We start from the raw sequence: 26,847 nt of genomic DNA, 5'->3' as shown, positions 1-26,847 counted from the left end.
ACCCATGTCACCGAAGCGCCGCCTCCTCACGGCTGCCCTGCTGATGCCCCTGACCGCCCCGCTGGTCGTTGCTCTCGGCATGCTGCCTGCCCAGGCCGGGTCCCTGGCCGACGACCAGATCACGGCGTACTCCGCGGACGCGACGCTGACCAAGGACGGTGAGCTGCAGGTCAAGGAGACGGTCGACCTGACCGCAGGCGGTACGACGTTCAGCCGCACGCTGGCCGACCGGGTGCGGTCCGACGCCGAGCGCGACCGGACGTACGAGCTGAAGGACGTGTCCGCGACCGTGAACGGGCAGCCCGCCCAGGGCTTCCGGAACGAGGGCACCGACGACGGCCGCAAGCTGACGCTGAACGTGTCCGGGCAGTCGAAGATCGTCTACAGCTACACCGTGGACAACGTGGTCGCCGACTCGATCGACGGCCGCCAGGTGAGCTGGCCGATCGTGCAGGGCTTCACCACGTCGATCCCGAAGGCCGAGCTGAGCGTCGGCGTCCCGTTCGCGACCTGGGTGACCTGCTTCGCCGGCCGTTCCGGGTCGAGCATGCCGTGCACGTCGTCCCAGCTGGGCGAGTCGGCCGCGCTGGAGATCCAGCAGAACGGCGTACCCGCCGGCGGCCGGGTGACGTTCCTGACCGGGCTGAGCGATCAGGCGAACGTGCAGCCCAACGCGCAGTACTCCACTCGCTGGTCGCTCGGGCGGGCGTTCACCGTCGACACGACCACCGGCGGCCTGGCGGTGCTCGTGTTCGGGCTCGGACTGCTCGGTGCGGTCGGCCTGTGGTTCTTCCGCGGCCGGGACGCCGCGAAGGTGGGTGACGGCGCGCCGGAGCGGCCGGTGCTGGACGGGGCGGACGGCCCGCAGTTCGCGGCTCCGGACGGCATCCGGCCGGGCCAGGTCGGCACGGTCGTGGACGAGACGGCCGACGTCGTCGACATCACCGCGACCCTGCTGGACCTTGCCGTACGCAACTACCTGACCATCGTCGAGCAGCCGCGCGAGTCGCACTTCGGCAAGCTGGACTGGGAGCTGCAGCGGCTGCACCCGGGCGGCCCCGAGCTGCTGGCGTACGAGAAGGCCCTGCTGGACGCGGTGTTCGCCGACGGCGACACGGTGCTCGTCTCCGCGCTCGGGCCGTCGCTGCGGCCGCGGCTCAACCTGGTCCGCGAGCAGCTGTACGCCGACGTCGTCACGCAGGGCTGGTTCAACAACCGTCCGGACGCGGTCCGGAACCGGTGGACCACCGCGGGCGTGGTGCTGCTCGGCGCCGGCGTCGTACTGACCATCGTGCTCGCGATCGTCAGCAAGTTCGCCCTGGTCGGTCTCGCTGTGATGGCGGCCGGCCTGGTGCTCGCCCTCGTCGGTCAGGCCGCACCGGCCCGCACCGCGCGCGGCGCCGCCGTGCTGGGCCGGGTCGCGGGTCTGCAGCACTACCTGGCCAACGAGTCATCGGCCAGCCTGCCGCACAGCCACCGGCTCGAGTTCGCGTCCCGCTGCCTGCCGTACGCCGCGGTGCTCGGGCTGACCGAGAAGTGGGCGCTGGAGATCGCCGCCACCGATGACGACGACGACCCCGACGCGGGCATCGGCTGGTACTCCGGTCCGGAGAACTGGCACCTGTCCGACATCGGGGAGTCGCTCAGCAACTTCGTGACCTCGTTCGGCGGCTCGCTGACCACCGCCCGTCGGCTCTTCGGCTGACGGGCGGCGGCCCCGTGTGGTCGCCGTACCGCGGTCAGGTCCCGCGGTCTAGTTCACCCGGACGTCGGCCGCGGTGAAGGTGTTGCAGGAGTCCGGCTTCTTGGTGTTGTAGCCGCTGATGGACCACTGGTAGTTGCTGACCCGGTTGCCGTGGTCGTGCACCCGCGGCCGGGCGTAGTCGTCACCCGAGTGCGAGATCAGGTACTTCCAGTTGTTCAGCAGCACGCCGTTCATCGGGATGTACAGCGCGTTCGCGCCGAGGTAGACCGCGCCGAGACAGGTCGCCTGCAGCTCGCGCCGGCGGCTCTCGGTCAGCTTCTGGTTCGGCGTCATGCTCTGCTGCCGTGACATCGACGCGGCGAGGATCCCGGTCAGCTTCTGGACGTGGTGGCCGTACTCGTGGACGAACGTGTTCAGCATGATCGCCCGGGTGTAGACCGGGTTGCTCTTGTAGTACCCGTTGTCGAGGCTGAACGGCAGGTAGATGGTCTCGTTCGCGGCGCAGTACGCCGCCCGCCCGCTGCGCTGGATGCCGCACGGCGAGGGGACCTTGCCGACGTACACGACGGCCTTCGGGTTGCGGAACGGCAGGTTCGCCTTCTTCATCGCCAGCCACCAGGTGCGGTTCAGGCAGGGCAGCAGGCGGTTGTAGTACTGCTGCGCTGCCGCGACGGTGACCGGTGCGAACGGCGGCTCCGCGCACTTCGACGCGGCGACCGGGCCGATCGAGTACAGCCGGCTGCCCTTCACGACCTCGTCGACCGTCGGGCCGCGGGGTGTCGACGGGGACGGGCTCTCCGACGGCGTTTGGGACGGGGTCTCCGAGGACGGGGCCGTCGTCGGGGTCTGCTTGGCCTCGGGCTCGCCGCCGCCGAGGCCGCGGACGAGCAGCGTGACGCCGCCGCCGACGACGAGAACCGCGAGCACGACCAGGCCGATCAGCAGCGTGCGGGAGACCTTCTTCTTACGCCGCCGCCGGCCGCCCGGTGGCTGCGGGATCGGGATCGGCGGGTACTGCCAGTTCGGCGACTGCTGGACTGGCTGACCCATCGGGCCGATCTGGTTGCCTTGGTTGCCCTGTGGGGCGGCGTGGCGGGCGCCGGTCTGCTGCTGCGGCGGGAGGGCGTTGCTCCACGGGGAGGACGGCTGCTGGCTCTGTCCGCCTTGCGGGCCCCACAGGTAGGAGCCTTCGGAGTGCGGCCCGCCCTGCTGAGGCCGAGTCGGCTGCTGCTGCGAAGGCGAGGACTGCCAGGCGCTGGACCCAGACTGCCCCGTAGCCGACCACCCCGCCCCACCCTGCCCGCCGGACTGTGGTGAGTCGGTCTGGGAGTTGCCTTGGGTGGCGCCGGTCTGCAGGGTCCAGGACTGAGTACCCCAGGACCCGCCCGCGGCCTGCGAGTCCGGCTGGGACGTGCCCTGGGACGGCTGGTTCGGCTGAGACTGGCCCGGCCCAGGCTGGTTCGGCTGCTGCTGGCTCGGCTGGGAGGGACCGGACTGGGGACGGCTCTGCCGCGGACCCGACTGCTGAGGGTTCGACTGCCAAGGACTGGTAGCCGGAGGCCCCGGCGGCGTCGCCCCGGCCTGCCACGAGCCAGACTGCCCAGGACCGGCCTGCGCTGGGCCGCTCGGGGAGTTGCTACCCCGCGGCCCGGACAGCCCCGGCCCGGACTGCCCCGGCCCGGACTGCGACTGACCGCCCTGCGACGGACCGGCCCAAGGCGAGCCGGATTGCGAAGGTCCGGATTGCGAAGGTCCGGATTGCGAAGGTCCGGGCTGCGAAGGTCCGGGCTGCGAAGGGCTGGGCTGCGAAGGGCTGGGTTGCGACGAACCGGGCCGGGAACGGCCCGACTGCCCCGGACCGCTCTGCTGCGGACCTCTCTGCGGTGGGCCGCTCCATGGGGAGCTGGGCTGGGTGGGGCCTGATGGGGCTGGTTGGTCGGGGTGTTCTCGGCGGGTGGGGTCCCAGCCGCCGTCGAACCAGTTGTTGGCGGGGTGTTCGGGCTGGGACGGGTTGCCGAACTCCCGCTTGGCCTCGGTGTCGCCGGTCCACCAGGTGGCCGGCTGGCCCTCCCCACCGCCCTGCTCACCGGGAACGCCCCCACGAGGTCCACCCTCGTTGTCCCGGGATCCGAACCACCCGCGACCCTGGTCCTGACCGGGAACGGGCTCCTGCGGGCGGTCCGGCTGATCGTCAGCCGGGTCGCTCCCCGGGGGCTGGTTCCTGTTGTCCGACATCGATGCTCCTCACGACCTTGCTTCGTACAGCTCGTTGGTGGGGCGCCGAAGCCGCCTCCCCCCGGACATACTTTGCGCGATCCGGACCCATCAGGCCAGCCAGCCCGGCCGGTCGCCCCGAACCGGACGGCTCCCGGCCCCTCACTGCACCTTGGCGGCCGGTGCGACGAAGGTGTTGCAGACGCTCGGGTTGCGGGCGTTCCACCCGCGGGTCGCCCAGTACTGGTGGTTGCCCGCGTCGCCGTGGTCGTTCGCGTTGTCGGTCACATGCCCGATCAGCCAGCGCCACTGGAACAGCGACTGCCCGGTGATCGGGTAGCTGCGCCGGTTCGCGCCGATGAAGATGTCCGAGAAGCACGACGCCTGCAGCTCGAGCCGCCGGCTGTCCTGCAGCTCCATCGCGTACGTCGGCCGCTCGTACCGGATCCGCGAGTACGCCTGCAGGATCCCCATGTTGTTCTGGATGTGGTGCCCGTACTCGTGGGCGAACTGGTGCAGCATCCACATCCGCGCCCACACCTTCTGGTAGCTCTGCGGGTAGCGGTTGTAGTTGCCGATGTCCTCGGTCAGGTTCATGTAGATGGTGTCGGTGGTGCCACAGAAGAACGGCGGGCCGGAGTCGCTGTTGGTCCCGCACGGCGTCGTGACCGAGCCGCTGAACACCCGCACGTTCGGCGACCGGAACCGCCCGCCGGCCTTGGTCACCAACGGTGCCCACGCCTTGTTCAGACAGCCCAGCAGGTTTTTGTAGTTGGCCCGTGCGCCGGCCACTGTGCTCTGCCGTGCCTTGGACTCCTTGCAGCCGACCGAGGCCATCGCACCGGCTTTGTACAACCTGTTCCGCAGCACCAGGTCGCTATCGGTCGGTCCCGGGTTGGTCGTCGGCTTGCTGGTCGCGGTCGTCGTCCGGGAGGCGGTCGGCCGCGGCGCCTGCGTGGTCGGCCGGGTGGTGGTCGGCCTGACCGTCGGCGCGGTGCTGGTCGGCCCGGCGGACGGCGTCTCGCTCGGCTCGTTGGTCGGGCTGTACGACGTCGTGGTCGTCGGTTCGGCGTACGTCGGGTCGCCGCCGTCGTGCTTCAGCGCGTACGCGACGGTCTTGAGCGCGACCACGCCGACCACCAGCACACCGAGCAGGACGAACACGGCGATCAGCCCACCGCGGCTCTTCTTCGGCGGCTTCGGTCCACCAGGCGGAGCGCCCCAGCCGAACTGCGGCTGGCCCGGCCCGGGGAGCGGCTGCCCCTGGAACGACTGTCCGTGGAACGGTTGCCCGGGAAACGCAGGCCCCTGGTACGGCGGACCCTGCGGCGGACCAGGAGGACCAGGAGGACCGGGCGGACCAGGCGGTCGACCGGGAGGCGGCGTGCCGCCGTACCCCTGACCCTGCTGCCAGGGCGGAGGTGGCTGCTGCGGCGGGTACTGCTGCCCGGGCGGTGGTCCCCATTGGTTGCCTGACACACCCGGGACGCTACCGGAGCCAGGGCTCAACTTACCCGGGCAGGAGACGCCGACCAGGTGTTGCAGCCGGCCGGGTTACGGCTCTGGAAGGCCGCTCGGCTCCAGGCTCCGTGGTTGGTCGTGCTGCCGTGGTCCCGCGGGTACGGCGGGCGGTCGCCGCTGTTGTTCACGTCGTACAGCCACATCTGGTACGCGTACCCGGTGATGCCGTAGCTGCCGCGGTTGGCGCCCAGGAAGACGTTGCCGAGACAGGAGGCCTGCAGTTCGAGCCGCCGGCTCAGTTGCAACGCTCCGGCGGCGGAGGCGTCGTACCGGAGCTTCTCGTAGGCCACGCCGAGCCCGGTCATCCACTGCACGGCGTGCGCGTACTCGTGCGCCATGGTGAAGGTGCCGACCATCCGGCCGAACGTCGGGTTCTGCTGGTAGAAGGAGACGATCGACGGCGACTCCATATAAATGGTGTGCGTTGTCGGGCAGTAGAACGAGCGGCCGACGCCGCTGCCGCACGGTGTGGTGACCGAACCGCCCCAGACGATCAGACCCGGTGAGCGGTACCGGCCGCCGGACGCGGCGACCTGCTTGGGCCAGGCGCGGTCCAGACAGGTCTTGATCGCCTTGAAGTAGGCCAGCGACTGTGAGCCGTTGCCGAGCCCGGTCCGCGCCTGCTTGCAGTTCACCGTCCGCATCACACCGGTCTTGTAGAGCCGGTGGGTCGCGTTGAACGTCGCCGGGTTGACGGTCTGGACCGGCCTCGGCGGAGTCACCTTCGTGGTCGTCGTCGTCCGAGGCGGCGGCGCAACGGACTTCGACGGTACGGCGGTGGTCTGGGAAGCAGTTGTTGTCGGCTCAGGCGTAGCGGACTCCGTGGCGACGGGGGCGGTCGCGGCAGGTCCGTCGCCGCCCTGTGTGAGCTTGACGACCAGGAACACCCCACCGGCCGCAGCTACAGCGAGCAGTGCGACAACGAGCAGGGCAGCGCCGCCGGACTTCTTCCGTGGCGGCTGCGGCGGCAGCGGACCCCATCCGTACTGCGGACCGGGCGGCGGCGGAGGCGCGTAGTACTGCGGCGGAACGGAGTACTGCGGAGGCTGGGGACCACCCTGGTAGCCCTGCTGCGGCGGCGGGCCGAATTGACCGGGTGCTGGTCCCCATTGGTTGCCTGACACTCCCCAGACGCTATCGTGCCCGGTGTCAACCTGACCCTTCTTCTACGGTGTGATTGGGCGATGCGTCTACGTCTCCTCGGGCTATCCCTGTGTGCCCTCGGCCTGCTCGGCCTGTCCACTGTCCCAGCCGGTGCGAGCAGCACCTCAGCCGTGGACGCAACCGGTGTCGCCGCCGACCCGGTGGTGACCAACTACGACAGCCAGGTCCGGGTCGAACGCGACGGCCTGCTCCGGGTCTCCGAGACCTGGAAGCTCAGCAACGTGAACGGGACCTTCACCCGGTTCATCGTCACCCGGGACCACCTGCCCGACGACATCGACCACGTCCAGGAGATCGGCGACCTGCAGGTCAAGGCCGGCGGCCAGGACAAGAAGGCCGAGCTGAAGACCGAGGGCGACGTCACGTCGGTCGCCGTCCCGGACGTCAGCAGCGGCACGACGCAGCTCGACTTCACCTACACCGTGAAGGGCGCGGTCGCGAAGACCCTGGACGGCACCGAGGTGCGGTTCGCGCCGCTGACCGGGATCAACCTCCCGATCCAGACCGCGAACGTGGTCTTCAGCGTCCCCGAGGTCTCGCACGTCTCCTGCTTCGCCGGCCCGATCGACAGCAACATCCCGTGTTCGCTGGCGCAGATCGGTGAGACCTCCGGCCCGACCTTCCAGCAGACCGCGCTGCCGCCGGGCAACACGGTCCGGATGGCCGTCGGCTTCCCGAAGGGCCAGATCGCCGACAACTCGATCATCGAGTACCGGCACACCTTCAAGCGCGCCTTCTCCACCGACGCGGCGCAGCTGATCACCGCGCTGGCGGTGCTGCTGCTCGGCGCGATCGCGCTGTTCGTGCTGTACCGGCTGCGCGGCCGCGACCAGGTCGACCCGCGCCGCGTCGTACCGGCGTCGCTGTTCAGCCTCGGCACCGACGCGCGGATCGACTTCACGCCGCCGTCGGACCTGCGGCCCGGTGAGGTCGGCACGCTGATCGACGAGCGGATCGACCCGGTCGACGTGACCGCGACGATCATCGACCTGGCCGTCCGCGGTCACCTGACGATCACCGAGCTCGAGCACAGCACCGAGTTCGCACGGCCGGACTGGGAGCTGCGCCGGGTCTCGAACGCTCCCGCGGAGGAGCTGCAGCGCTACGAGAACGTCTTGATCCGCGCGATCTTCGGCGACGCCGACTCGGTGCTGGTCTCCGAGCTGGGCAAGCAGGTCCGGGCGAACCTCGCCCAGGTCCAGGACGCCCTGTACGACGGTGTGGTCAAGCGCGGCTGGTTCACCGAGCGCCCGGACCGGACTCGGTCGCTGTGGGCAACGATCGGTATCGCGACCACCGTCGTAGGTGTCGTCGCCACCGTCCTGCTGGCGCTGCTGACGACCTGGGGTCTGCTCGGCCTGGCCATCACGCTGGTCGGTGTCGGCCTGCTCGTGGTCGGCCGCTACATGCCGGCCAAGGCCCCGGCGGCCGGCCGCGTCCTCGGCCAGGTCGCGGCGATCCGCGGCGAGCTGCTGGAGATGGACGTCAGCGAACTGCCGACCGACCAGCACGCCGAGCTCTGCTCGCGCGCCCTGCCGTACGCCGTTGTGCTGGGCGGCTCGGAGCGCTGGATCGACGCCCTGGTCGCGACCGACACCACGCCGGACGAAGCCGACGAGGGCTTCCCCTGGTACCGCGGCCCGAACGGCTGGCACCTGCACTACCTGCCGGACTCGCTCCGCAACCTCACCACGAACCTGACGGGTGCACTCTTCGCCCGCTGAGGTCACAAGAACAATGCCCGCCACGCCGCCCCGGCGTGGCGGGCATTGTCGTCTGTGGGGCGTCCCTACCAGTTGTGCTGCGGATCCGTTGGCGCCGGCAACGGTGTGCCTTCGGGGTGGAGCACGTAGACCAGCCCGCCCGAGTGCGGCACCCAGGCGTTCTCGAACGCTTCCCGGTCGTACGTCGTCCGCACCTGGTCGTTGCTGGCGATCAGGTGTGACGCCGGGTCGTTGACGACCACGTTGCCGGCCTGGTCGAAGCCGACGATGACCATCAGGTGCCCGTTGGTCCCGTAGCCCGCGCCGGGCAGGTCGCCCTTCTTGAACGACAGCGACGCGATCAGCGGGATCCCGGCCTTGATGAACTGCTCCGCCTCGGTCAGCGAACGCAGCCGGGTGACGAAGGCGTCCACGCCGCGCGAGCCGGCGTACGCCGTGTTGAACGGCCAGTTGCCCGCTCCGTCGTAGGCGTAGTCGAAGACGGCCCGCGCCGAGTGGTCCACCTGTGGATCAGGATCGGACGGATCGACCCACGCCGTCTCGGCCGCGGTCGGACCGGCGCCCCAGTAGTCGAGGACCATCGCCGTCGAGGTCGCCGAGCACCAGGCCTCGCCACCGCCGTCCCACTGCGGGTAGTGGCCGATGTGCGTCTCCTGCGAGTACGTCGGTACGTCGAGGACGACGCCCTCCGCGCCGCCGAGGGGGCTGACGGCAACCTTCTTGTCGGACGGCAGCCGGGACGCCATCGCCCCGACCGAGCGGATCACCGGGGACTGCGTCGTACCGCTCAGCCGGTACAGGGTGACCTTCAGCTGCCAGCGGTCCAGCCACTTGCCGGTCGCGGCCTGGAAGGTGTCGACGGCAACGGAGCCGTCGGCGTCGCCCTGGCTCGGCACCGACGTCCGGTGGATGTCGCCGGCCGCGGTGTCGTCGCCGCCGGACCAACGGCCGAGCACGTACCACTTGGTGGGCGTGCCGAGGTTCGTCGTACCCGCCAGCGAGACCTCGACCCAGGTCCCCGGCGGCGTGGTCGCGTTCCAGGACGCGACCAGCTCGGTCAGCCCGAAGCCGGTACTGACCTGCGGCGAGACCCAACTGGTCCGGTCGTAGGACTTGGCGGTGCCGTCGCCGAACGGATCGACGTACGACGTGGTGCCGGTCGACGTGCCGAACGCGAGGGCCCCGTCGGCGACCGTGGTGCCGAACTGCTGGCCGGCCAGGAAGTCGGCGTTCGAGGTCCAGGTCCGGTACGCGACCTGACGGGCCGGTGCGACCTTCACGGCTTCGCTCGGCAGGGCGCCGGCGCTGAGCACGACCACCCCGAGCATCAGGGCGGTGACGGAACGGGCGGAAGTCATGTTCCGACGGTAGACCGGTCGGCAGTCGCTGTCATCAAGACGGCGTGCCGCGGGCAGAAACTTACGAACGCTTGTCCCATTCGCTGGACAGCATCGCGAACACCAGTTCGTCGGTCCACTCGCCCTTGAGGAACTCGTTCTGCACGAAATGTGCTTCCTGTCGCAGACCGAGCCGCTCCAGCAGCCGCACCGAGCCCGTATTGCGGTAGTCCAGGCGAGCGATGATCCGGTGCAGCCCGAGCTCCTCGAAGCCGAGTCGCAGCAGCTCCACCGACGCCTCCGCGGCGTACCCGTGGCCGTGCGACTCCGGGTGGAACACGTACCCGAGCTCGCCGGTGCGCTGCTCGACGTTGTTCATGAACAGCGTGACCTCACCCAGGTGCTGACCGGTGTCCCGCAGGACCACCGCGACGGTGAGCGCTTGACCGTCTGTGTCCATCGGGACATCGGCCAGCCGGCCGGTGAGGGCCTCCTTGACCTGCTCCGGCGTCCGTACGTCGTACAGCAGAAAACGGGTGACGTCCGGGTTGGACTGCAGCTTCAGCAGGTCGTCGTAGTCGTTCTCGACGTAGCGTCGAAGGGTCAGGCGGTCGGTCTCGATCGGCAGCGAGTAGCTCACCGATCGAGACTATGTGACCGCCGCAACCCGTTTAGCCGTTCGCCAGCGCCTGCAGCCGGGACATGTCGCCGTTGAAGCGGTCCTGGTCGATCGGCGACGAGCTGTACTGCCAGATGGTGTGGAACGGCCAGCCGCCGGGCAGTGTCCCCGGCGACGAGGCGTACTTCGCGACCCACAGCGGGTTCGTGGAGTTGAACGCGGTGCTGTTCCCGGTGCAGCGGCTCCACCAGTCCAGGTTCGTGTAGATCGGCACGTCCCGGCCGGTCTTGGCCTTGTAGGTGCTGGCGAAGTCGCGGATCCAGCTCACCATCGCGGACGCGCTCAGCCCGTAGCAGGTGGCGCCGTACGGGTTGTACTCGATGTCGAGCGCACCCGGCAGCGTCTTGCCGTCCCGGGACCAGCCGCCGCCGTGGGCCAGGAAGTAGTTGGCCTGGTTGGCGCCGCTGGAGTCGTTCGGGGTGGCGAAGTGGTAGGCGCCGCGGATCATCCCGACGTTGTAGGACCCGTTGTACTGCTGGGCGAAGTACGGGTTCGTGTAGTAGTTGCCCTCGGTCGCCTTCACGTAGGCGAACCGCTTGCCGGCACTCCACTGCGAGGCCCAGTTGACGTTCCCCTGGTGACTCGACACGTCGATGCCTTCGACGGAGGCGGTGGGCGCCATCACGGCCGGGGCCGCGGTGGTCGTCGTGTTCTGCGTCCAGCCCATGTACGCGTCGCCGGCACGGTCGATGCCGTGCTGACGTGCGAGCGCCGTGGGCTGGTGGGACGCGGTGCTGCTCTCAGGAGCGGGGCTTGCGTGGGCGGAGCCGACCGAGGCCAGGATCAGGCCGAGGGCGGCGGCTCCCGTGAAAAGGGCGGACTTCACGGTTTCCTCCAGAGCGATGAGGGGCGGACAGAGCGCTCGGCGATGGTCTTACCCGCATTCGGTAACAACCAACCCTGGAGGCTGGTTGTTCGGTGATTATTTACCGGCGTCACCTCCCGTTACCCTTGACCGGTGACACTTCGCTTGTACGACACCGCAACAGCAGCAGTGCGAGATTTCGAACCGGTCCACCCGGGCCAGGTCGGGATCTACCACTGTGGGCTGACGGTGCAGGGTGCCCCGCATGTCGGGCACATCTACAAGGAAGTGGTCTTCGACGTCCTGCGGCGCTGGCTGGAACGCTCCGGCTACCAGGTCACCGTGATCGCGAACGTGACCGACATCGAGGACAAGATCCTCGCCAAGTCCGCCGACCGCGGCATCCCGTGGTGGGCGCACGCCTATGAGTTCGAGCGCGAGCTGCACTGGGCGTACGACGTGCTCGGCTGCCGCCCGCCGACCTACGAGCCGCGCGCCACCGGGCACATCCCGGAGATGCTCGAGATGATCGAGCAGCTGATCGACGGCGGGCACGCGTACGTGGCGCCCGACGGATCGGGGGACGTCTACTTCGACGTCCGCTCCTGGCCGGAGTACGGCGCCCTGTCGCACCAGCGGATCGACGACATGGAGGCCGCCGGCGACGCGGACCCGCGCGGCAAGCGCGACCCGCGCGACTTCGCGCTCTGGAAGGGCTGGACCGAGGCCACGCCGCGGACCGCCTCCTGGCCGGCGCCGTGGGGTCGCGGGCGCCCGGGCTGGCACATCGAGTGCTCGGCGATGGCCGGTAAGTACCTCGGCGCGGAGTTCGACATCCACGGCGGCGGGCTGGACCTGCGGTTCCCGCACCACGAGAACGAGCTGGCCCAGTCGACCGCGGTCGGGCAGAAGTTCGCCCGGTTCTGGATGCACAACGCGCTCGTCACCACGGCTGGCGAGAAGATGTCGAAGTCGATGGGCAACAGCGCCGTCGTGCGGAACGTGGTCGAGCGGGTCCGCCCGATCGAGCTGCGGTACTACCTGGTCCAGTCGCACTACCGCTCGGTCGTCGAGTTCTCCTTCGAGGCGCTCGACGAGTCGGCGAAGAGCTTCCAGCGGCTGGAGGGCTTCGTGCACCGGGCCGTCGAGGTGACCGGCGGCGTCGAGCCCGCGGCCGAGCTGCCCGCCGACTTCGTGGCCGCGATGGACGACGACCTCGGTACGCCGGCCGCGATCGCCGTCCTGCACATCACCGTGCGGGACGGCAACAAGCTGGTCGCCGACGGTGACTCGGCGGCGCTGCGCGAGGTGCTGGCCGCGGTGCGCGGGATGCTCGGTGTGCTCGGCCTGGACCCGCTGACCGAGCCGTGGGTGTCGCGCACCGGCGGCAACGACGCGCTCACCGAGGTCGTCGACGGGCTGGTGAAGGCCCTGCTCGAGCAGCGCCAGGCTGCCCGGGCCCGCAAGGACTACGCCGCCGCGGACGACGTCCGCGACCGGTTGAAGGCGCTCGGCGTCGTCGTCGAGGACACCCCGCAGGGACCACGCTGGTCCCTCGCATCTACAGACGAAGGAAACTGACGTGCCAGGCAGCAGCCAGCGCAAGGGCGCCATCCGGAAGAAGCCGCGCGGGAACCCGACGGCCGGTTCCGGCGGCCGGGTCCGCCGCGGACTCGAGGGCAAGGGGCCGACGCCGAAGGCCGTGGACCGGGTCAAGCACCCGGCCCACAAGCGGGCGAAGGCGGCCGAGCGGGCCAAGGAGCGCGAGCAGCGCACCCGGCGCCCGGCGCGCAAGGACGGCGACTCCACGGTCGAGTGGGTGTACGGGCGGAACCCGGTGGTCGAGGCGCTCCGGGCCGGCGTACCGGCCGCGGCGCTGCACGTTGCCGAGGGCACCGAACGGGACGCCCGGCTGCGCGAGGCGCTGCTGGTCGCCGTCGAGACCGGTGTGTCGGTGCTCGAGGTGCCGCGCTCCGAGCTCGACCGGGTCACCGCGGGCGGCGCCCACCAGGGTGTCGCGCTGCAGATCCCGCCGTACGAGTACGCGCATCCCGACGACCTGCTCGACCGGGCGTACGACGCAGGCGAGGTGCCGCTGGTCGTCGCGCTCGACGGCGTCACGGACCCGCGCAACCTCGGCGCGATCACCCGCTCCGCGGCCGCGTTCGGCGCGCACGGCGTCGTCGTACCGGAACGCCGGACGGCGTCGATGTCGGCCTCGGCCTGGAAGACCTCGGCCGGCGCCGCGGCCCGCATCCCGGTCGCCCGCGCGGGCAACCTCAACCGGGCCCTCAAGTCCTACAAGGAAGCCGGCCTGCTGGTCATCGGCCTGGACATGAACGGCGCCGTCGACCTCCCGTCGTTCGAGGCCGCCACCGAGCCGCTCGTCCTGGTCATCGGCTCCGAAGGCAAGGGCCTGGCCCGCCTGGTCCGCGAGAACTGCGACCTGATCGTCTCGATCCCGATGACGTCGGCCACCGAATCCCTCAACGCCGGCATCGCCGCCGGCGTCACCCTCTACGAAATCTCCCGCCGCCGCGCGAGCTGACCACGACCGCGCCCCGGACCAGGATGGTCCGGGGCGCAGCTGTGTGGATCAGTAGACGCTCACGCCGTAGCGGGAGAGTACTTCGGTGACGGGCTGGAAGTAGGTGGTGCCGCCGGAGGAGCAGTTGCCGGAGCCGCCGGAGGTGAGGCCGAGGGCAACCGAGCCGGCGAACAGCGCGCCGCCGGAGTCGCCGCCTTCGGCGCACACCGTGGTGCGGATCAGGCCGGTGACGGTGCCTTCGGCGTAGTTCACCGTGGCGTTGGTCGCGGTGACCGAGCCGCTGTGCACACCGGTGGTGCTACCACTGCGCTTGACCGCCTGCCCCACCGAGGCGTTGCCGGCGGACGTGATGTCCTGTGACGAGCCGTTGTACAGGTCCACCGTTCCGGGGTGGTTCGTGTACGAGGTGCTGTACCGCACGATCGCGTAGTCGTTGCCGGGGAAGCTCGAACCGGCGACCGTGCCGAGCAAGGTGGTCTTGCTCGAGTTCGCGTACCAGCTGGACGCGATGTTGCCGCAGTGACCCGCGGTCAGGAAGTAGTACGTGCTGCCGCTGCGCACGTTGAAGCCCAGCGAGCAGCGGTACTGCCCGCCGTAGATGGCGTCGCCGCCGGCGATGTACTTCGTCAGCTTGCCGGACATCTTCTCGAGCTTGATCCGGTCGCCGAACTGCTTGGTCACGCCGGTCAGCTTCGACAGCTTCGCGCCGGTGACGGTCTCGTCGTAGGACACGATGATCCGGCCGTCCGGGTCGGTCTGCCACGCCGTGCCGGGGATCGTCGCGTTCTCGCTCAGGGACGAGGTGATCGCGGCAGCCGACAGGCTGGACGGGTTGACCGGTGCGGCCGAGGCCTGCGACGCCAGAAGTCCGGCGGCGGCAAGCCCGGCCGCGGCCAGGAGTGCGGTGGTACGGCGAAGTGGGGACAGGTTCATGGTTGCAGCCTCCTCACGATGAGGACGCCTTCGGGGCGGGGCGTCCTTGACTCAACCGTGACGAGTCCTACCCACTATCTCGCTGAGTATTCAGACAATCTCGGAGAGTAGGGGAAACCTGCGCTCAGTAGATGTAGACCCCGTACGCGTTCAGCGCCTGCACGACCGGCTGGAAGTACGTCACACCACCCGAGGTGCAGTCGCCGGAGCCGCCCGAGGTGAGGCCGAAGGCGTACTGCCGGTAGAACAGCGGCCCGCCCGAGTCGCCGGGCTCGGCGCAGACGTTGGTCCGGATCAGGCCGACCACGCGCCCGTCGCCGTAGTTCACCGTCGAGTTCAGGCCGGTCACCCGCCCGCTGTGCAGGCCGCTGGTCGCGCCCGAGCGGTACACCAGCTGGTTGAGGCCAGGGTTCATCGCCCGGGTGATGTCCTGCGAGCGCCCGTTGTAGAGATACACGCTGCCGCCCGGCACCTTCAGCGGGATGTCGGTGCGGTACACGACCAGCGAGTAGTCGTGGTACGGGTACGCGGCGTGGTGGACCGCGCCGGTGAAGACCTTGTGCGCCGGGTCCTGGTACCAGCGGGCCGCGTCGACACCGCAGTGACCGGCGGTGAGGAAGTAATACTTACCGCGCCGCTGCACGTTGAAGCCCACGGTGCACTTGTAGTCACCGCCGTACGTCGCCATGCCGCCGCTGATGTACTTCTGCAGCTTGCCGGGCAGCTTCTCGAGCTTGACGTTCGCGCCGAGCTGCTTGGTCAGGCCGGTCAGCTTGGTCAGCTTCGTGCCCGTGACCGTGGGGTCGTAGGACACCAGCACGGTGCCGTCCGGCCGCGTCATCCATGCCGTACCGGGCGTGTGGATCTGGTCGTTCAGCGTCGCGGTGATCGCCTTGGCGGACAGGCGGGGCGGTTTCACCGGGTTGGCCCCCGCCGGCGCGGCGGCGGTCAGGGCCAGGGCGGTGGCCGCCACCAGGGCCGCTGTTCGTCGGAGAGTTTTCATATCATCAGCCTTCCGGGGCGTACGGCTCTGATGCGCGGTATGGCAGCAAGAGGACGGGCACCAACCCTAATGGGACCGGTGGTTCAGTCGAGCCGCAGAGAGTGCAGCACGAACGAGGCCAGTTCGCGGTACGCCTCGGCGTCGTTCAGCCCTGTCCGCCGGGCGATGTCGCCGCGCTGGATCGCCTGCATGGTGTGCGCGATCATCTCGGCCGCGAACGCGATGTCCACCTGCCGGAAGGTCTTGTGGTTGATGCCGTCCTCGATCAGCTGCCGGACCCGCTCGGCGGCGATCCGGGTGTTCCGCTCGTACACCGACCGGGCCGGCGCGAACGTCGCCACGTCGTCCAGGAAGGTCCGGCTGGCCGGTCGCAGGGCGTCGGCGACCGCGTTCAGGTACGCCGCGATCCGCCGGTCGTGCCGGGTCTGCCGCGCGACCGCGGACTCCACCTGCGCGGTGGCGTTCTTGAAGTAGTGCTTGACCACCTCGACGGCGAGCTGCTCCTTGCTCGGCGCGAGCGCGTAGAGGGTCGTCTTGCTGCAGCGCAGCTCGGCGGCCAGGTCGTCCAGGGTGAACCGGCTGAACCCCTGCTCGAGAAACAGGGACAGGAGCCGGTCGAGCAGCTCGGACTGCCGGCGGGTCCGCCGCCCCGGAACGACTGTTGTCATATCGAGACAGCATAGAACGATACTGAACTATGTGCTCCAGTATCGTTCCGAGTATCATTCCAGGAGTTGTTGAGAGGGGGCTCTGATGGCTGTCGACCGACTCCTGCCCACTGACGAATCCATTGACCTGCTCGCCCTGGTGCGTGACCTGTGCGAGCACGAGCTCGCTCCGCACGCCGCACAGGCCGAGGAGAGCGAGACCTTCCCGCGGGACGCGTTCCGGACGCTGGGGAAGGCGGGTCTGCTCGGCCTGCCCTATCCGGAACAGTACGGCGGCGCCGAGCAGCCGTACGAGGTGTACCTGCAGATGCTCGAGGAGATCGCCGCCGCCTGGATGTCGGTCGGCGTCGGCGTCTCGGTGCACACGATGACCAGCTACGGGCTGGCGCACTTCGGCTCCGACGAGCAGCGCGCCCGGCTGCTGCCGGACATGGTCGGCGGCGAGCAGCTCGGCGCGTACGCGCTGTCCGAGCCGCAGGCCGGCTCCGACATCACCGGGATGACGACGCGGGCCGTCCGCGACGGGGACTCGTACGTCCTGAACGGGACCAAGGCGTGGATCAGCCACGGCTCGCACGCGGACTTCTACACCACGTTCGCGCGCACCTCCGAGGACCGGACGCACGGCATCTCGGCGTTCCATGTGCCGGCCGGCGTCGAGGGCCTCAGCTTCGGGGCGCCGGAGCGGAAGATGGGCCTGACCGGGTCGACGACCACGCTGGTCAACTACGACGACGTCCGCGTCCCGGCCGGCAACCTGATCGGCGCGGAGGGTGACGGGATGCGGATCGCGTTGTCTGCGCTCGACTCCGGCCGGCTCGGCATCGCGGCCTGTGCGGTCGGTCTGGCGCAGGCTGCGCTCGACGTCGCCACGTCGTACGCGAAGGAGCGGCAGCAGTTCGGCCAGTCGATCGCGGACTTCCAGGGGGTGCAGTTCCTGCTCGCCGATATGGCCGCCGCGGTCGAGTCCGGGCGGGCGACGTACCTGCACGCCGCGCGGCGCCGCGACCTGGGCCGGACGTTCACCCGGGAGGCCGCGATCGCCAAGCTGGTCTGCACGGACGCGGCGATGAAGGTCACCACCGACGCGGTCCAGGTGCTCGGTGGGTACGGTTACACCCGGGAGTTCCCGGCCGAGCGGTACATGCGCGAGGCCAAGGTGACCCAGATCTTCGAAGGTACGAACCAGATCCAGCGGCTGGTGATCAGCCGCGACCTGTTGAGGAGCATCTGATGGAGTTCAGCCCGTCCGACGTCGCCCTGGTCACCGGTGGTGGATCCGGGCTCGGAGAGGCGACGGTCCGGCGCCTGGCGGCGGACGGGCTCGGGGTGGTCATCGTCGACCTGCCGTCGTCCGCGGGCAAGGCGGTCGCCGACGAGCTGGGCGACCGGGTGGTGTTCGCGCCGACCGACGTCACCGACGAGACCGCGGTCGGCGCCGCGTTGGACGCCGCCGAGGCGCTCGGCACGTTGCGGGTGGTCGTGAACTGTGCCGGTGTCGCGACCCCCGGCCGGGTCGTCGGCCGCAAGGGTCCGTTGCCGCTCGCAACCTTCCGGCAGGTGATCGAGATCAACCTGATCGGCACCTTCAACGTGCTCCGACTGGCCGCCGAGCGGATGATCGCGTCGGAGCCCGGTGCGGACGGCGACCGCGGCGTCGTGGTGATGACGGCGTCGATCGCGGCGTACGACGGTCAGGTCGGCCAGGCCGCGTACGCGTCGAGCAAGGGCGGCATCGTCGCGCTGACCCTGACCGCCGCCCGCGACCTCGCCGACAAGGGCATCCGCGTCGTCACGATCGCCCCCGGCACCATGGAGACCCCGATGCTCGCCGGCCTCCCCGAGGAAACCCGCACAGTCCTCGAACAGCAGGTCCCGCACCCGTCCCGCCTCGGCAAGCCGTCCGAGTACGCCGCCCTGGTCCGCCACATCCTCGACAACCAACTCCTGAACGGCGAAGTAATCCGCCTCGACGGCGCCCTCCGCATGCCCCCACGCTGATGCGCCTCCGCGCGGCGCTGCTGCGCGCGGGTTCGCCGTTCCTCCAACTCTGGTGGCGGATCCGCCGTCCAACTACCTTCGGCGTCAAAGCCTTGCTGCGCCTTGAAGACGGCCGCTTCCTCGTGGTCCGCCACTCCTACACCGACACCCGCCGCTGGGCCATCCCCGGCGGCGGCTACAACCCCGACCGCGAAACCCCCGCGGAGGCAGCGGCTCGGGAGGTGTACGAGGAACTGGGGCTGACCGTGCCCGACTCCGCCTTCAGGCTCGTGGACACCGCCGTCACCACACTCCAGGGCAAACACGACACCCTCACGATCCTCACCGCGTTCGCCTCCGACGACGCGCTGCACCTGTCCGCGGAGATCGCCGAGGCCCGATGGGTGAAAAACCTTCAGGAACTGGGGGATGCGCCGCTGTCGAAGTGGTTGCTCAGGGCACTCGTCGAGTAGTTGCGCGCCCCTTTCGGCAGCGCCCGAAACGGGGTGCGCCGGCGTGGTTCGACCGGCACTCTCGAAGTGTCAGACCCAACCACGAAAGGTACGGATCATGAGCATTCGCAAGATCTTCTTCGGTGTCCTGGCCGGTGGAGCGGTCGCCGCGGGCAGCCTCGCAGTGCCGGCAGCCCAGGCGGCCGACGCGCCGGTGTCCTCGAGTGTTGTTGCCGCCGACAACTGGGAGTACGTCGGTGACTTCTTCTGGCAGTCCGACTGCCACGCCGCCGGTGCGGCCGGCACCAAGTGGACGAAGTACAAGTGCATCGACGGCTCGGCGTTCCCGGGCGACGACTACGAGCTCTGGGTCGTCTACAAGTAGCTCCTCACAGTGCCGAGCTGAGCCGAAGCCAGCGGACGCCGTGCGCCGGAACAGCGTACGTGCGCTCGGTTGTCGGCGCACCGGTCCACAGGTTATGGGTCGGCGTCGGCAGCTCGGCAGGAAGCGACACCTCCCGGGGTGAGGCACCGGTCCAGAACAGCGCCGCATATGAGCAGTTCTCGCCTTGCGCGGTCCAGACGATCAGCTCGCCGTCGTCGAGCGGCTCGCGGATGATCTCCCGGCCGTCGGTGGACGACCGCAGCAGCTCGGCGAGCGCCGGATTGGCCAGCAACGCCAGGGTTTCCGGCGATGTGGTGGGAAGGTCGCCGCCCATCATCAGCGGCGAGCGGCCCATGACCCACAGTGTCAGCAGCGTCTTCTGCTCGTCGACGGTGAGGCGACTGTCGCGGTCGTCGCCGCGTTCGGCCCGGATGCCGACGTGGCCGAGCGGCAGCATGTCGGCGTCAGCCCACCCGCCCGCCTGCTGGAACGGCGCCCAGCGCGCGAGCCGCGCGAACTGCGCGTGCACGTCCTCCCACCGGTCCCACAGGTCGTCCGAGATCCGCCACATCTGCGCATTGGCCCGCAGATGCTCGACATGGTGGGTCGACAGGTGGGTGCCGGGAGACAACGACAGCACGATGTCCCGCCCGCTCCGCTCGATCGCCAGCGCATACGCCGCGATCTCGCGATCGTGGTACGGCGCCAGCATGTCGTCCGCCTTCACGAAGTCCACGCCCCACGCGGCGAACTGCGCGACCTGCGCGTCGTAGTACGCCTGCGCGCCGGGGTGGTTGTGGTTCAGCCCGAGATTGTCCGGGTTCCAGGGGCAGACATGCTCGGGGTCCGCGACCTGCCGCGCCGTCCACTCCGTCCCGAACACCGGCAGGTCGAGCTCGACCGCGCGCCGCGGGATGCCGCGCATGATGTGCAGCCCGAACTTCAGCCCGAGCTCGTGCACCTTCGCGGCCAGCGGCCCGAAGCCGGCGCCGCCCGCGGCTGAGGGGAACCGCAGCGGCGCCGGCAGTTGGCGGCCGTAGTCGTCGAGGACGACCGGCGCGTTCTCGTTGTAGCCGTGCGACCTGGCGGTCGGGTCGTACCAGGCGATGTCGACGACGACCGTGTCCCACCCGAACGGCAGCAGCCGGTCGTGCATCACTTGCGCGTTGGCCAGCACCTCGGCCTCGGTGACCGTCGTGCCGAAGCAGTCCCAGCTGTTCCACCCCATCGGCGGGGTCGCGGCGCTCACCATTCGGCGAAGGAGCCGTCGTCGTGCCGCAGCACCGGCGACCGCCACCGGTGCGGCTCCGCCGCCGCGGCGCGGACGGCGTCCCCGTCGACCTCGATGCCCAGGCCCGGACCGGCGGGTCGTTGCACATGCCCGTCGGTGAAGGCGAACACGGCCGGATCCACCAGGTAGTCGAGCAGCGCGTTGCCGCCGCCGTACTCGATACCGAGGCTCTGCTCCTGGATCAGGAAGTTCGGGACGGCGAAGTCGAGCTGCAGGCTGGCGGCCAGCGTGATCGGCCCGAGTGGGCAGTGCGGCGCGACGCTCACGTCGTACGCCTCGGCCATCGCGGCGATCCGGCGGACCTCGGAGATGCCGCCGGCGTGCGAGATGTCCGGCTGGGCGACCGCGATGCCGGTGGGCAGCACGTCGCGGAAGTCCCAGCGGGAGAACAGCCGCTCGCCGGTGGCGATCGGGATGCTGGTCGACTCGGTGATCCGGCGCAGGTCGCGGGCGAACTCGGGCAGCACCGGCTCCTCGACGAACATCGGCAGCAGCGGCTCCAGCAGCGGCAGGATCTGCCGCGTCGCCGCCGTGCTGAACCGGCCGTGGAAGTCGAGCGCGATGTCGATGCCGTCGCCCAGCGCGTCGCGGAGGGCCTCGACCCGGCTCACCGCGGACCGCAGCTGCGCGGCCGACGGGATCGGGGGCAGCGCCTCGGACAGGTTGAGCTTGAGGGCCGTGAAGCCCTTCTCCACCTTGGCTTTCGCCTCGTCGACGAGCTGCGCGTTGTCGCGACCGTGGACCCAGGTGTAGACGCGTGCCCGGTCCCGCACCGGGCCGCCGAGCAGCTCGTGCACAGGGACGTCGTGGTAGCGGCCCTTGATGTCCCACAACGCCTGGTCGATCCCGGCCAGCGCACTCGACAGCACCGGACCGCCCCGGTAGAAGCCGCCCTTCGCCATCACCTGCCAGTGCTCTTCGATCCGCAACGGATCCGTGCTGACCAGATACTCCATCAGGGCCGCGACCGCGCCCTGCACGGCCTCGGCCCGGCCCTCGACGATGGGCTCACCCCAGCCGCTGATCCCTTCGTCGGTGTCGATCCGCAGGAACTGCCACCGCGGCGCCACCAGGAACGTTTCGTAGCCGACGATCTTCACGATGCCTCATTCGGTTGCCGGTCGGGAGCGGACAGCAGGGCGGTGACCAGCTGGTCGGTCTGGCGGAGCACCAGGGCGGCGGCGCCGGATGCGCCGGCGCGGGCGCCGAGGTCGAGCTCGGCGGCCACGACGTCGGCGTCGCGGGTCAGCGTCATCGCCGTCCGGCGCAGCGTGGCGCGGATCGGGTCCAGGATCAGGTCACCCGCGCGGGCGAGCTCACCGCCGACGATGATCCGCTCCGGGTTCAGCAGGTTGCAGATGTTCGCGAGCACCCGGCCGGTCTGTTCACCGGCTTCCCGCAACACCCGGAGAGTGTCGGGCTGACCGTCCGCGGCGGCCGCGAGCAGCTCGTCGAGGCCCGCACCCTCGCCGAGGACCGGCGCGAGCGCGTCGAGCACGGCGGGCAGCGACGCGTACTGCACGAGGCAGCCGCGATTCCCGCACGGGCACGGCGCGCCGGACGAGTCCGCCGACAGGTGACCGATCTCGCCGCCACCGCCGCGCGCCCCGCCGTGGTGAAGGTTGCCGTCGACAAGCAGTCCGGAGCCGATCCCGGTGGACAACCCGAGGTAGAGCACGTCGCGGACGTCCCGTCCGGCACCCCAGGTGAACTCGGCCACCGCCTCGAGTCGGGTGTTGTTCTCGACCAGCACCGGTACGGCGAGATGCCGGCCGAACTCCGCCGCGACGTTCACCCCGGCCCACGCCTGTCCCGGGAGGGACGGACCGACGACGCCGGTCTGCAGATCGAGCGGGCCGGGGACACCGATCGCGACTCCCACCAGGTCGTCGCGATGCCGCCCGGTGCGCTCCAGCAGCTCGTCGAGCAGCATGACGCCGGCCGTGAGCCGCTCCTGCCACGGGGTGTCCCGCGCCGTCCGGACCCCGTCGCTGGCCAGCGTCTCGCCGGACAGGTCGGTGACGTGGCACCAGACCCGCTCGAGGGTGAAGTCGAGGCCTGCGGCGGAGCCGGCTGCCGGGTTCGCCCGGAGGAAGCCGCGAGCGCGGCCGTCGACCTCGGACGCGTCGATGCCGGCCCGGGCGACCTGGTCGCCGATCACCTCGATCACGACGCCGCCGGTGATCAGGTCGGCCACGATCGTCGACACGGTCGTCCGTGAGACGCCGCAGATCCGCGCCAGCTCCGCGCGGTGCAGCGCGCCGTGCTCCATCAGCGCGGACAGCATGCGCTCGGAGTTGGTGCGTCGCAACGCTCGCAGGGATCCGGTGTCCTTCGCAGTCACGACGTCGAGTATCGGCGAATCGACGGGACGGAGTCAATTTCCCTGACAGTCTGTGTCCGAAGACTTGACACAAACGCCGAAGTGCTCGAACAATTTCGGCCACAGTCCCGGGGATCACCCCGGGCCCGGCGACCGGACGAACGACATGGACGCTGAGCTGAGCAAGGCACCGCTGGTGGTGGTGACCGGCGGACTGGGGCGTGTCGCCACGGTGGTGGTGCCGTGGCTGCGCAAGCACTACCGGGTCCGGGTGGTCGACAGCGCCGTGGCGGCGCGCCGGATCGAGGGGCTGGTGCAGGCCGACATCGGCGATCCCGACGAGGCCCGTGAGGTCCTGGCCGGCGCGGACGCTGTGCTCCACCTCGCGGGCAACAGCAGCCCATGGCAGACCTGGGACAGCGTGTACGCCGCCAATGTGTGGACCACCCAGGTCACCCTCGAGGCTGCCGCGGCGCACGGCGTGCCGAAGGTGGTGCTGGCCAGTTCGCTGCATGCAGCGGGGGAGTACAACCGCCCGCAGTACCGGCCTGTCGATCCACGGCTCGACCCGCGCCCCTGCTGTCCGTACGGACTGGGCAAGGTCGTGCTGGAGGCGCTCGGCCGGATGCACGCCGAGCGCACCGGCGCCTCGGTCACCTGCCTGCGTCTCGGCCTCACCGGCTGGCCACCGGCCGAGCGCCGCTATCTCGGGCAGTGGCTATCCGACGACGACGCGGGGCGGCTGATGCTCGCCGCCCTGCACGCGCGGGAGCGGTTCGGCGTGCACTTCGGCGTCTCCGCGAACACCCGCAACTACTGGGACACCACCTCGGCCCGGCACGAGCTGGGCTACCGCCCCGAAGACGACAGCGAAGCACTGGCCGACCGGGCCGGGCCCTCCTCCGGCCCGGTCTGCCGGCTCTTCGATCCAGAGACATCCGAATGAGAGGTTGGCCATGACCACAACGAATCCGGGGTTGTCCCGCCGCCGGTTCCTCGCGCTCGGCGGCGCTGCCGCGGGTGGAGCGCTCGCAGTGGGCTGCTCGCCCGCCTCGTCCACGAACACCCCGGCCGCCACCGGCACCGGCTCGTCCGCCAAGGGCGTGGTGACGGTGATGTCCCAGTCGGGCGAGTTCGGCCCGAAGGAGGCCAAGGCCGCGTCGCAGGCCCTCGGCCTGACCGTGAAGACGGTCGAGTACGACCTCACCAAGCTGACCGCGATGCTTGCCAGCGGCAACCCGCCGGACGTGGTCCGGGGCATGGGCGCGACCGAGACGCCGTACCTGGTGGCCCGGCAGGTCGCGGAGAACCTCGATCCGTACTTCGCGAAGAGCACGCTGATCAAGGCCGACGACATCGACCCGGTCAACGACGTCTGGCGCTACGACGGGGAGAAACAGGGCACCGGGCCGCGGTACGGGTTCGCCAAGGACTACTCGCAGGACTGCACCATCTGGTACAACGGCGCGCTGTTCGACGCGGCGAAGGTGACCAGGCCGAGTGCGACGACGCCACTGCTGCTGGACGAGCTGCTCGACGAGGGCAAGCGCCTGGTGAAGCGGCAGGGCGCGAAGGTCAGCGTCTACGGCCTCAACCCGAACGGGCTCGGCCTGTTCGGTCAGCTGACCTGGATGACCGACCTGGCGGGCGGCAAGCTGACCGCCGACGATCTCGCGTCGGTCGACTTCAGCAGCCCGGAGGCACAGCGGGCGCTCACCTGGTATCTGGAGTACGCGAAGGCCGGCATCGGCCCGACGGTCCTGAATCCGGATCCGAACGGCTGGGACGGTCCGACGTTCCAGGCCGGCCGGATGGCAACCACCCTGAGCGGCTACTGGCTCGGCGGGCTGTTCGCGGGTGATCCCAAATCGGCGAAGGTCGCCGGATTCGCGCCGGCGCCGCAGTTCGACACCGGCCGCCGGGTCAGCCCGTGCTTCGGCGCCACCGGGCTGTGGATGCCCAAGGCCGGCAAGAACAAGGACGCGGCCTGGGCGGTGATGGAGTGGTATCTGGCCGGCGACCCTGCCAAGGCGCGGGCGAGCGGCGGCTGGGGCATCCCGCCGCTGAAGTCGCTGCAGAAGCTGATGCCGCAGAAGCTGCCGTACCAGAAGCAGGCCTATGACGTGCAGATGGCCGAGAAGGAGCACTTCTCGGTGACGTCCTACACGCCGTACGTGCGGCAGGACGCGATCAACGCGGTGATCACCCGCGAGCTGCCGAAGGCGATCAAGGGCACCGCGTCGGTCGGCCAGTTCGCGGACACGCTGAACACCCAGATCAACGCGCAGCTCGCGGACGGAAAGAAGCGGTTGCGGTGACGTCGGCGCTGACCGAGGTACGTCGTCGCGCGGCGCCGGCCGAGGCGCAGCCCACGGGCCGGCAGAAGAAGCCGCCGAGCCTGCGCAAGGCGCGCACCTTCTACCTGTTCGTCGCGCCGTGGATCATCGGGTTCGTCGCGCTGACCGTGTTCCCGCTGGGGTACGCGTTCTGGCTGAGCCTGACCGACTCCGACGGGCTGTCGCCGCGGACGCACTTCGTCGGCTTCGCCAACTATGTGGAGATCTTCCAGGACCCGCTGACGCTGAGTTCGCTCGGCAAGACCGGGCTGTTCGCTCTCGTCACCGTCCCGTTGTCGATCCTCGCGGGACTGCTGCTCGCGGTGATGCTGAATCAGCCGATCAAGGGACGCGGTCTGCTGCGCGGCCTGATCTATCTGCCGGCGGTCGTCCCGCCGGTGGGCGCCGCGCTGACCTTCCGGCTGATCTTCGACCGCGACGCCGGCGCCGCGAACGGCGTACTGAGTGGGTTGGGGGCGAATCCGATCACCTGGCTGGTCGATCCGAACGCGCGCTACGTGCTGTACGCGTTGGTGCTGTGGGGCTGCGGCGGGTCGATGATCATCTCGCTGGCCGGGTTGCAGGACATTCCGCGGGAGCTGCTCGAGGCGGCGCAGGTCGACGGCGCGTCGTACTGGCAGTCGTTCACGCGGATCACCGTGCCGCTGCTGTCCCCGGTGATCCTGTTCCAGGTCATCACCGGGGTGATCGGGTCGCTGCAGTCGTTCGCGCCGCTGCTGTTGTCGTCCGGGTCGCTGAGCGGAGCCGGGACCGTGCCGCAGGGCAACTATCTCTACATGATCCACGTGTTCGCGCAGTACTTCAGCGCCTCGCGCTTCGGGTACGCGTCGGCGATGTTGTGGATGCTGTTCGCGGTGATCCTGCTGGTGACCCTGGTGATCATCAAGGTCAGCGCCCGGACCGTGTTCTACACCGTCGAGCCGGGAGGCCAGAAATGACCCGGACCTCGAAATGGGCGCTCTCCATCCTGTTGCTGGCCGTCGTCCTGGTGATGCTGAGCCCGATCCTCTGGCTGGTGTCGACGTCGCTGAAGTCGCCGGCCGAGATGGCGTCGTTCCCGCCGAGTTGGTGGCCGTCGACGCCGCGGTTCGCGAACTACACCGACGCGATCAGCCAGGTGAACTTCGTCGGCGCGACGCAGAACTCGCTGACCATCGCGTTCATCAGCACCACGCTGACCACGCTGAGCTCGGCCTGGGTCGGGTTCGGGTTCGCGCGGTTGACGGCGCCGGGCAAGAAGCAGCTGTTCGTCGTGCTGCTCGCGACCATGATGCTGCCCGGGATCGTCACGCTGGTTCCGACGTACCTGATCTTCGCGAAGGTGCACATGGTCAACACGTACTGGCCGTGGGTCGCCTGGGGGCTCGGCGGCAGCGCGTTCCTGATCTTCCTGTTCCGGCAGTTCTTCGCCGGGATCCCGCGGGAGATGGAGGAGGCCGCGATCATCGACGGGTGCGGGTACGTCGGGATCTTCTGGCGGATCTTCCTGCCGCAGTCGTGGCCGGTGATCGCGGCCAGCGTGATCCTGTCGTTCACACACGCGTGGGGCGACTTCGTCGGGCCTGCGATGTTCCTCAGCCAGGACAGCACGACTCTCGCCGTCGCGATGACCACCGGCTACGTGAACGACAAGGGCCTGCCGATGAACAACCTGGTCGCCGCGGGCGCCGTCATGTACGTGCTGCCCGTGCTGATCTTGTTCCTGTTCATGCAACGCCGCTTCGTCAGCGGCTTCTCCACCTCAGGAATCAAGTGAAG

General features: G+C 69.8%; 24 protein-coding genes. 12 read left to right on the top strand and 12 right to left on the bottom strand.

The window, feature by feature from the left end:
- Positions 1-4 precede the first annotated feature (4 nt).
- Positions 5-1,705 carry a DUF2207 domain-containing protein gene (locus tag ABZW60_RS05420; RefSeq protein ID WP_355474284.1) on the top strand — a complete coding sequence of 567 codons (1,701 nt, stop codon included), beginning with the start codon at positions 5-7 and terminating at the stop codon, positions 1,703-1,705.
- A gap of 48 nt (positions 1,706-1,753) precedes the next feature.
- Here ABZW60_RS05420 and ABZW60_RS05415 read toward each other — a convergent pair whose 3' ends face one another.
- The 3 genes from ABZW60_RS05415 to ABZW60_RS05405 all read right to left on the bottom strand — a co-directional run bounded on the left by ABZW60_RS05415 (position 1,754) and on the right by ABZW60_RS05405 (position 6,564).
- The gene (locus tag ABZW60_RS05415) at positions 1,754-2,755 is read right to left on the bottom strand and encodes a neutral zinc metallopeptidase (RefSeq protein ID WP_355474282.1); all 1,002 of its coding nucleotides are present in this window, start codon (positions 2,753-2,755) and stop codon (positions 1,754-1,756) included.
- A gap of 1,326 nt (positions 2,756-4,081) precedes the next feature.
- Positions 4,082-5,083, bottom strand: a complete 1,002-nt coding sequence (locus ABZW60_RS05410; protein ID WP_355474280.1) for a neutral zinc metallopeptidase — start codon at positions 5,081-5,083, stop codon at positions 4,082-4,084.
- A 341-nt stretch (positions 5,084-5,424) separates the two neighbouring features.
- Complete coding sequence (locus tag ABZW60_RS05405) at positions 5,425-6,564, bottom strand: neutral zinc metallopeptidase (RefSeq protein ID WP_355474278.1); 1,140 nt, start codon at positions 6,562-6,564, stop codon at positions 5,425-5,427.
- Positions 6,565-6,624: 60 nt separating this feature from the next.
- Here ABZW60_RS05405 and ABZW60_RS05400 point away from each other — a divergent pair, with 60 nt between their 5' ends.
- Positions 6,625-8,328, top strand: a complete 1,704-nt coding sequence (locus tag ABZW60_RS05400) for a DUF2207 domain-containing protein (RefSeq protein ID WP_355474276.1) — start codon at positions 6,625-6,627, stop codon at positions 8,326-8,328.
- Positions 8,329-8,393: 65 nt separating this feature from the next.
- On the opposite strand, the gene ABZW60_RS05395 is transcribed toward ABZW60_RS05400, so the two are convergent.
- The 3 genes from ABZW60_RS05395 to ABZW60_RS05385 form a co-directional block, all read right to left on the bottom strand.
- Positions 8,394-9,686 carry a peptidase C39 family protein gene (locus ABZW60_RS05395; RefSeq protein ID WP_355474274.1) on the bottom strand — a complete coding sequence of 431 codons (1,293 nt, stop codon included), beginning with the start codon at positions 9,684-9,686 and terminating at the stop codon, positions 8,394-8,396.
- Between the two features lie 61 nt (positions 9,687-9,747).
- Entirely contained in the window at positions 9,748-10,305 is a 558-nt protein-coding gene (locus ABZW60_RS05390) for a GNAT family N-acetyltransferase (RefSeq protein WP_355474272.1), read from the bottom strand.
- A gap of 31 nt (positions 10,306-10,336) precedes the next feature.
- Entirely contained in the window at positions 10,337-11,170 is an 834-nt protein-coding gene (locus ABZW60_RS05385) for a lysozyme (RefSeq protein ID WP_355474270.1), read from the bottom strand.
- 132 nt (positions 11,171-11,302) lie between these two features.
- Between ABZW60_RS05385 and cysS the strand changes: the two genes are divergently transcribed.
- Both cysS and rlmB read left to right on the top strand, forming a co-directional pair.
- Positions 11,303-12,730: a cysteine--tRNA ligase gene (gene cysS / locus ABZW60_RS05380; protein WP_355474268.1), complete on the top strand. Its 1,428-nt coding sequence runs from the start codon at positions 11,303-11,305 to the stop codon at positions 12,728-12,730.
- A gap of 1 nt (position 12,731) precedes the next feature.
- Positions 12,732-13,697: a 23S rRNA (guanosine(2251)-2'-O)-methyltransferase RlmB gene (gene rlmB / locus ABZW60_RS05375; RefSeq protein WP_355474266.1), complete on the top strand. Its 966-nt coding sequence runs from the start codon at positions 12,732-12,734 to the stop codon at positions 13,695-13,697.
- Positions 13,698-13,745: 48 nt separating this feature from the next.
- On the opposite strand, the gene ABZW60_RS05370 is transcribed toward rlmB, so the two are convergent.
- From ABZW60_RS05370 to ABZW60_RS05360, 3 genes are all read right to left on the bottom strand, one after another.
- The gene (locus ABZW60_RS05370) at positions 13,746-14,630 is read right to left on the bottom strand and encodes a S1 family peptidase (RefSeq protein ID WP_355474264.1); all 885 of its coding nucleotides are present in this window, start codon (positions 14,628-14,630) and stop codon (positions 13,746-13,748) included.
- Positions 14,631-14,754: 124 nt separating this feature from the next.
- Positions 14,755-15,633, bottom strand: coding sequence for a S1 family peptidase (locus ABZW60_RS05365; RefSeq protein ID WP_355474262.1), 879 nt, complete (start codon positions 15,631-15,633; stop codon positions 14,755-14,757).
- A gap of 83 nt (positions 15,634-15,716) precedes the next feature.
- The gene (locus tag ABZW60_RS05360; protein ID WP_131460575.1) at positions 15,717-16,301 is read right to left on the bottom strand and encodes a TetR/AcrR family transcriptional regulator; all 585 of its coding nucleotides are present in this window, start codon (positions 16,299-16,301) and stop codon (positions 15,717-15,719) included.
- An 85-nt stretch (positions 16,302-16,386) separates the two neighbouring features.
- On the opposite strand from ABZW60_RS05360, the gene ABZW60_RS05355 reads away from it, so the two are divergent.
- The 4 genes from ABZW60_RS05355 to ABZW60_RS05340 all read left to right on the top strand — a co-directional run bounded on the left by ABZW60_RS05355 (position 16,387) and on the right by ABZW60_RS05340 (position 19,118).
- Positions 16,387-17,535 (top strand): acyl-CoA dehydrogenase family protein, encoded by a 1,149-nt coding sequence (locus ABZW60_RS05355; RefSeq protein WP_355474260.1) that lies wholly within the window; start codon positions 16,387-16,389, stop codon positions 17,533-17,535.
- Positions 17,535-18,302 (top strand): 3-hydroxyacyl-CoA dehydrogenase, encoded by a 768-nt coding sequence (locus ABZW60_RS05350; RefSeq protein ID WP_355474258.1) that lies wholly within the window; start codon positions 17,535-17,537, stop codon positions 18,300-18,302. The genes ABZW60_RS05355 and ABZW60_RS05350 overlap by 1 nt, the downstream gene beginning before the upstream one ends.
- On the top strand, positions 18,302-18,754 hold the full coding sequence (locus tag ABZW60_RS05345) for an NUDIX hydrolase (RefSeq protein ID WP_355474256.1): 453 nt from the start codon (positions 18,302-18,304) through the stop codon (positions 18,752-18,754). Before ABZW60_RS05350 ends, ABZW60_RS05345 begins: the two co-directional genes overlap by 1 nt.
- A gap of 97 nt (positions 18,755-18,851) precedes the next feature.
- Positions 18,852-19,118: a hypothetical protein gene (locus tag ABZW60_RS05340; protein ID WP_355474255.1), complete on the top strand. Its 267-nt coding sequence runs from the start codon at positions 18,852-18,854 to the stop codon at positions 19,116-19,118.
- A gap of 4 nt (positions 19,119-19,122) precedes the next feature.
- Here the strand turns inward: ABZW60_RS05340 and ABZW60_RS05335 are convergent, their stop codons facing one another.
- The 3 genes from ABZW60_RS05335 to ABZW60_RS05325 are packed head-to-tail and all read right to left on the bottom strand — an operon-like array spanning position 19,123 to position 22,753.
- Positions 19,123-20,370, bottom strand: a complete 1,248-nt coding sequence (locus ABZW60_RS05335; protein WP_355474253.1) for an alpha-galactosidase — start codon at positions 20,368-20,370, stop codon at positions 19,123-19,125.
- A complete protein-coding gene (gene dgoD, locus ABZW60_RS05330) occupies positions 20,364-21,509 on the bottom strand; it encodes a galactonate dehydratase (protein WP_355474251.1) in 1,146 nt (381 codons plus the stop codon). Before dgoD ends, ABZW60_RS05335 begins: the two co-directional genes overlap by 7 nt.
- Positions 21,506-22,753: an ROK family transcriptional regulator gene (locus ABZW60_RS05325; protein ID WP_355474249.1), complete on the bottom strand. Its 1,248-nt coding sequence runs from the start codon at positions 22,751-22,753 to the stop codon at positions 21,506-21,508. The genes dgoD and ABZW60_RS05325 overlap by 4 nt, the downstream gene beginning before the upstream one ends.
- A gap of 145 nt (positions 22,754-22,898) precedes the next feature.
- On the opposite strand from ABZW60_RS05325, the gene ABZW60_RS05320 reads away from it, so the two are divergent.
- From ABZW60_RS05320 to ABZW60_RS05305, 4 genes are read left to right on the top strand one after another with little or no spacing between them, the layout of a single operon-like run.
- Complete coding sequence (locus ABZW60_RS05320; protein WP_355474247.1) at positions 22,899-23,678, top strand: NAD(P)-dependent oxidoreductase; 780 nt, start codon at positions 22,899-22,901, stop codon at positions 23,676-23,678.
- A gap of 10 nt (positions 23,679-23,688) precedes the next feature.
- A complete protein-coding gene (locus ABZW60_RS05315; RefSeq protein WP_355474245.1) occupies positions 23,689-25,050 on the top strand; it encodes an extracellular solute-binding protein in 1,362 nt (453 codons plus the stop codon).
- On the top strand, positions 25,047-26,027 hold the full coding sequence (locus tag ABZW60_RS05310; RefSeq protein WP_355474243.1) for a sugar ABC transporter permease: 981 nt from the start codon (positions 25,047-25,049) through the stop codon (positions 26,025-26,027). Before ABZW60_RS05315 ends, ABZW60_RS05310 begins: the two co-directional genes overlap by 4 nt.
- A complete protein-coding gene (locus ABZW60_RS05305; protein ID WP_355474241.1) occupies positions 26,024-26,845 on the top strand; it encodes a carbohydrate ABC transporter permease in 822 nt (273 codons plus the stop codon). Before ABZW60_RS05310 ends, ABZW60_RS05305 begins: the two co-directional genes overlap by 4 nt.
- Positions 26,846-26,847: the final 2 nt, after the last annotated feature.

The sequence above is a fragment of the Kribbella sp. NPDC003557 genome (assembly GCF_040610805.1).
Lineage (GTDB): Bacteria > Actinomycetota > Actinomycetes > Propionibacteriales > Kribbellaceae > Kribbella.
Note: the sequence above shows the minus strand (reverse complement) of the source record. Positions and strands in the feature narration are given on the sequence as shown.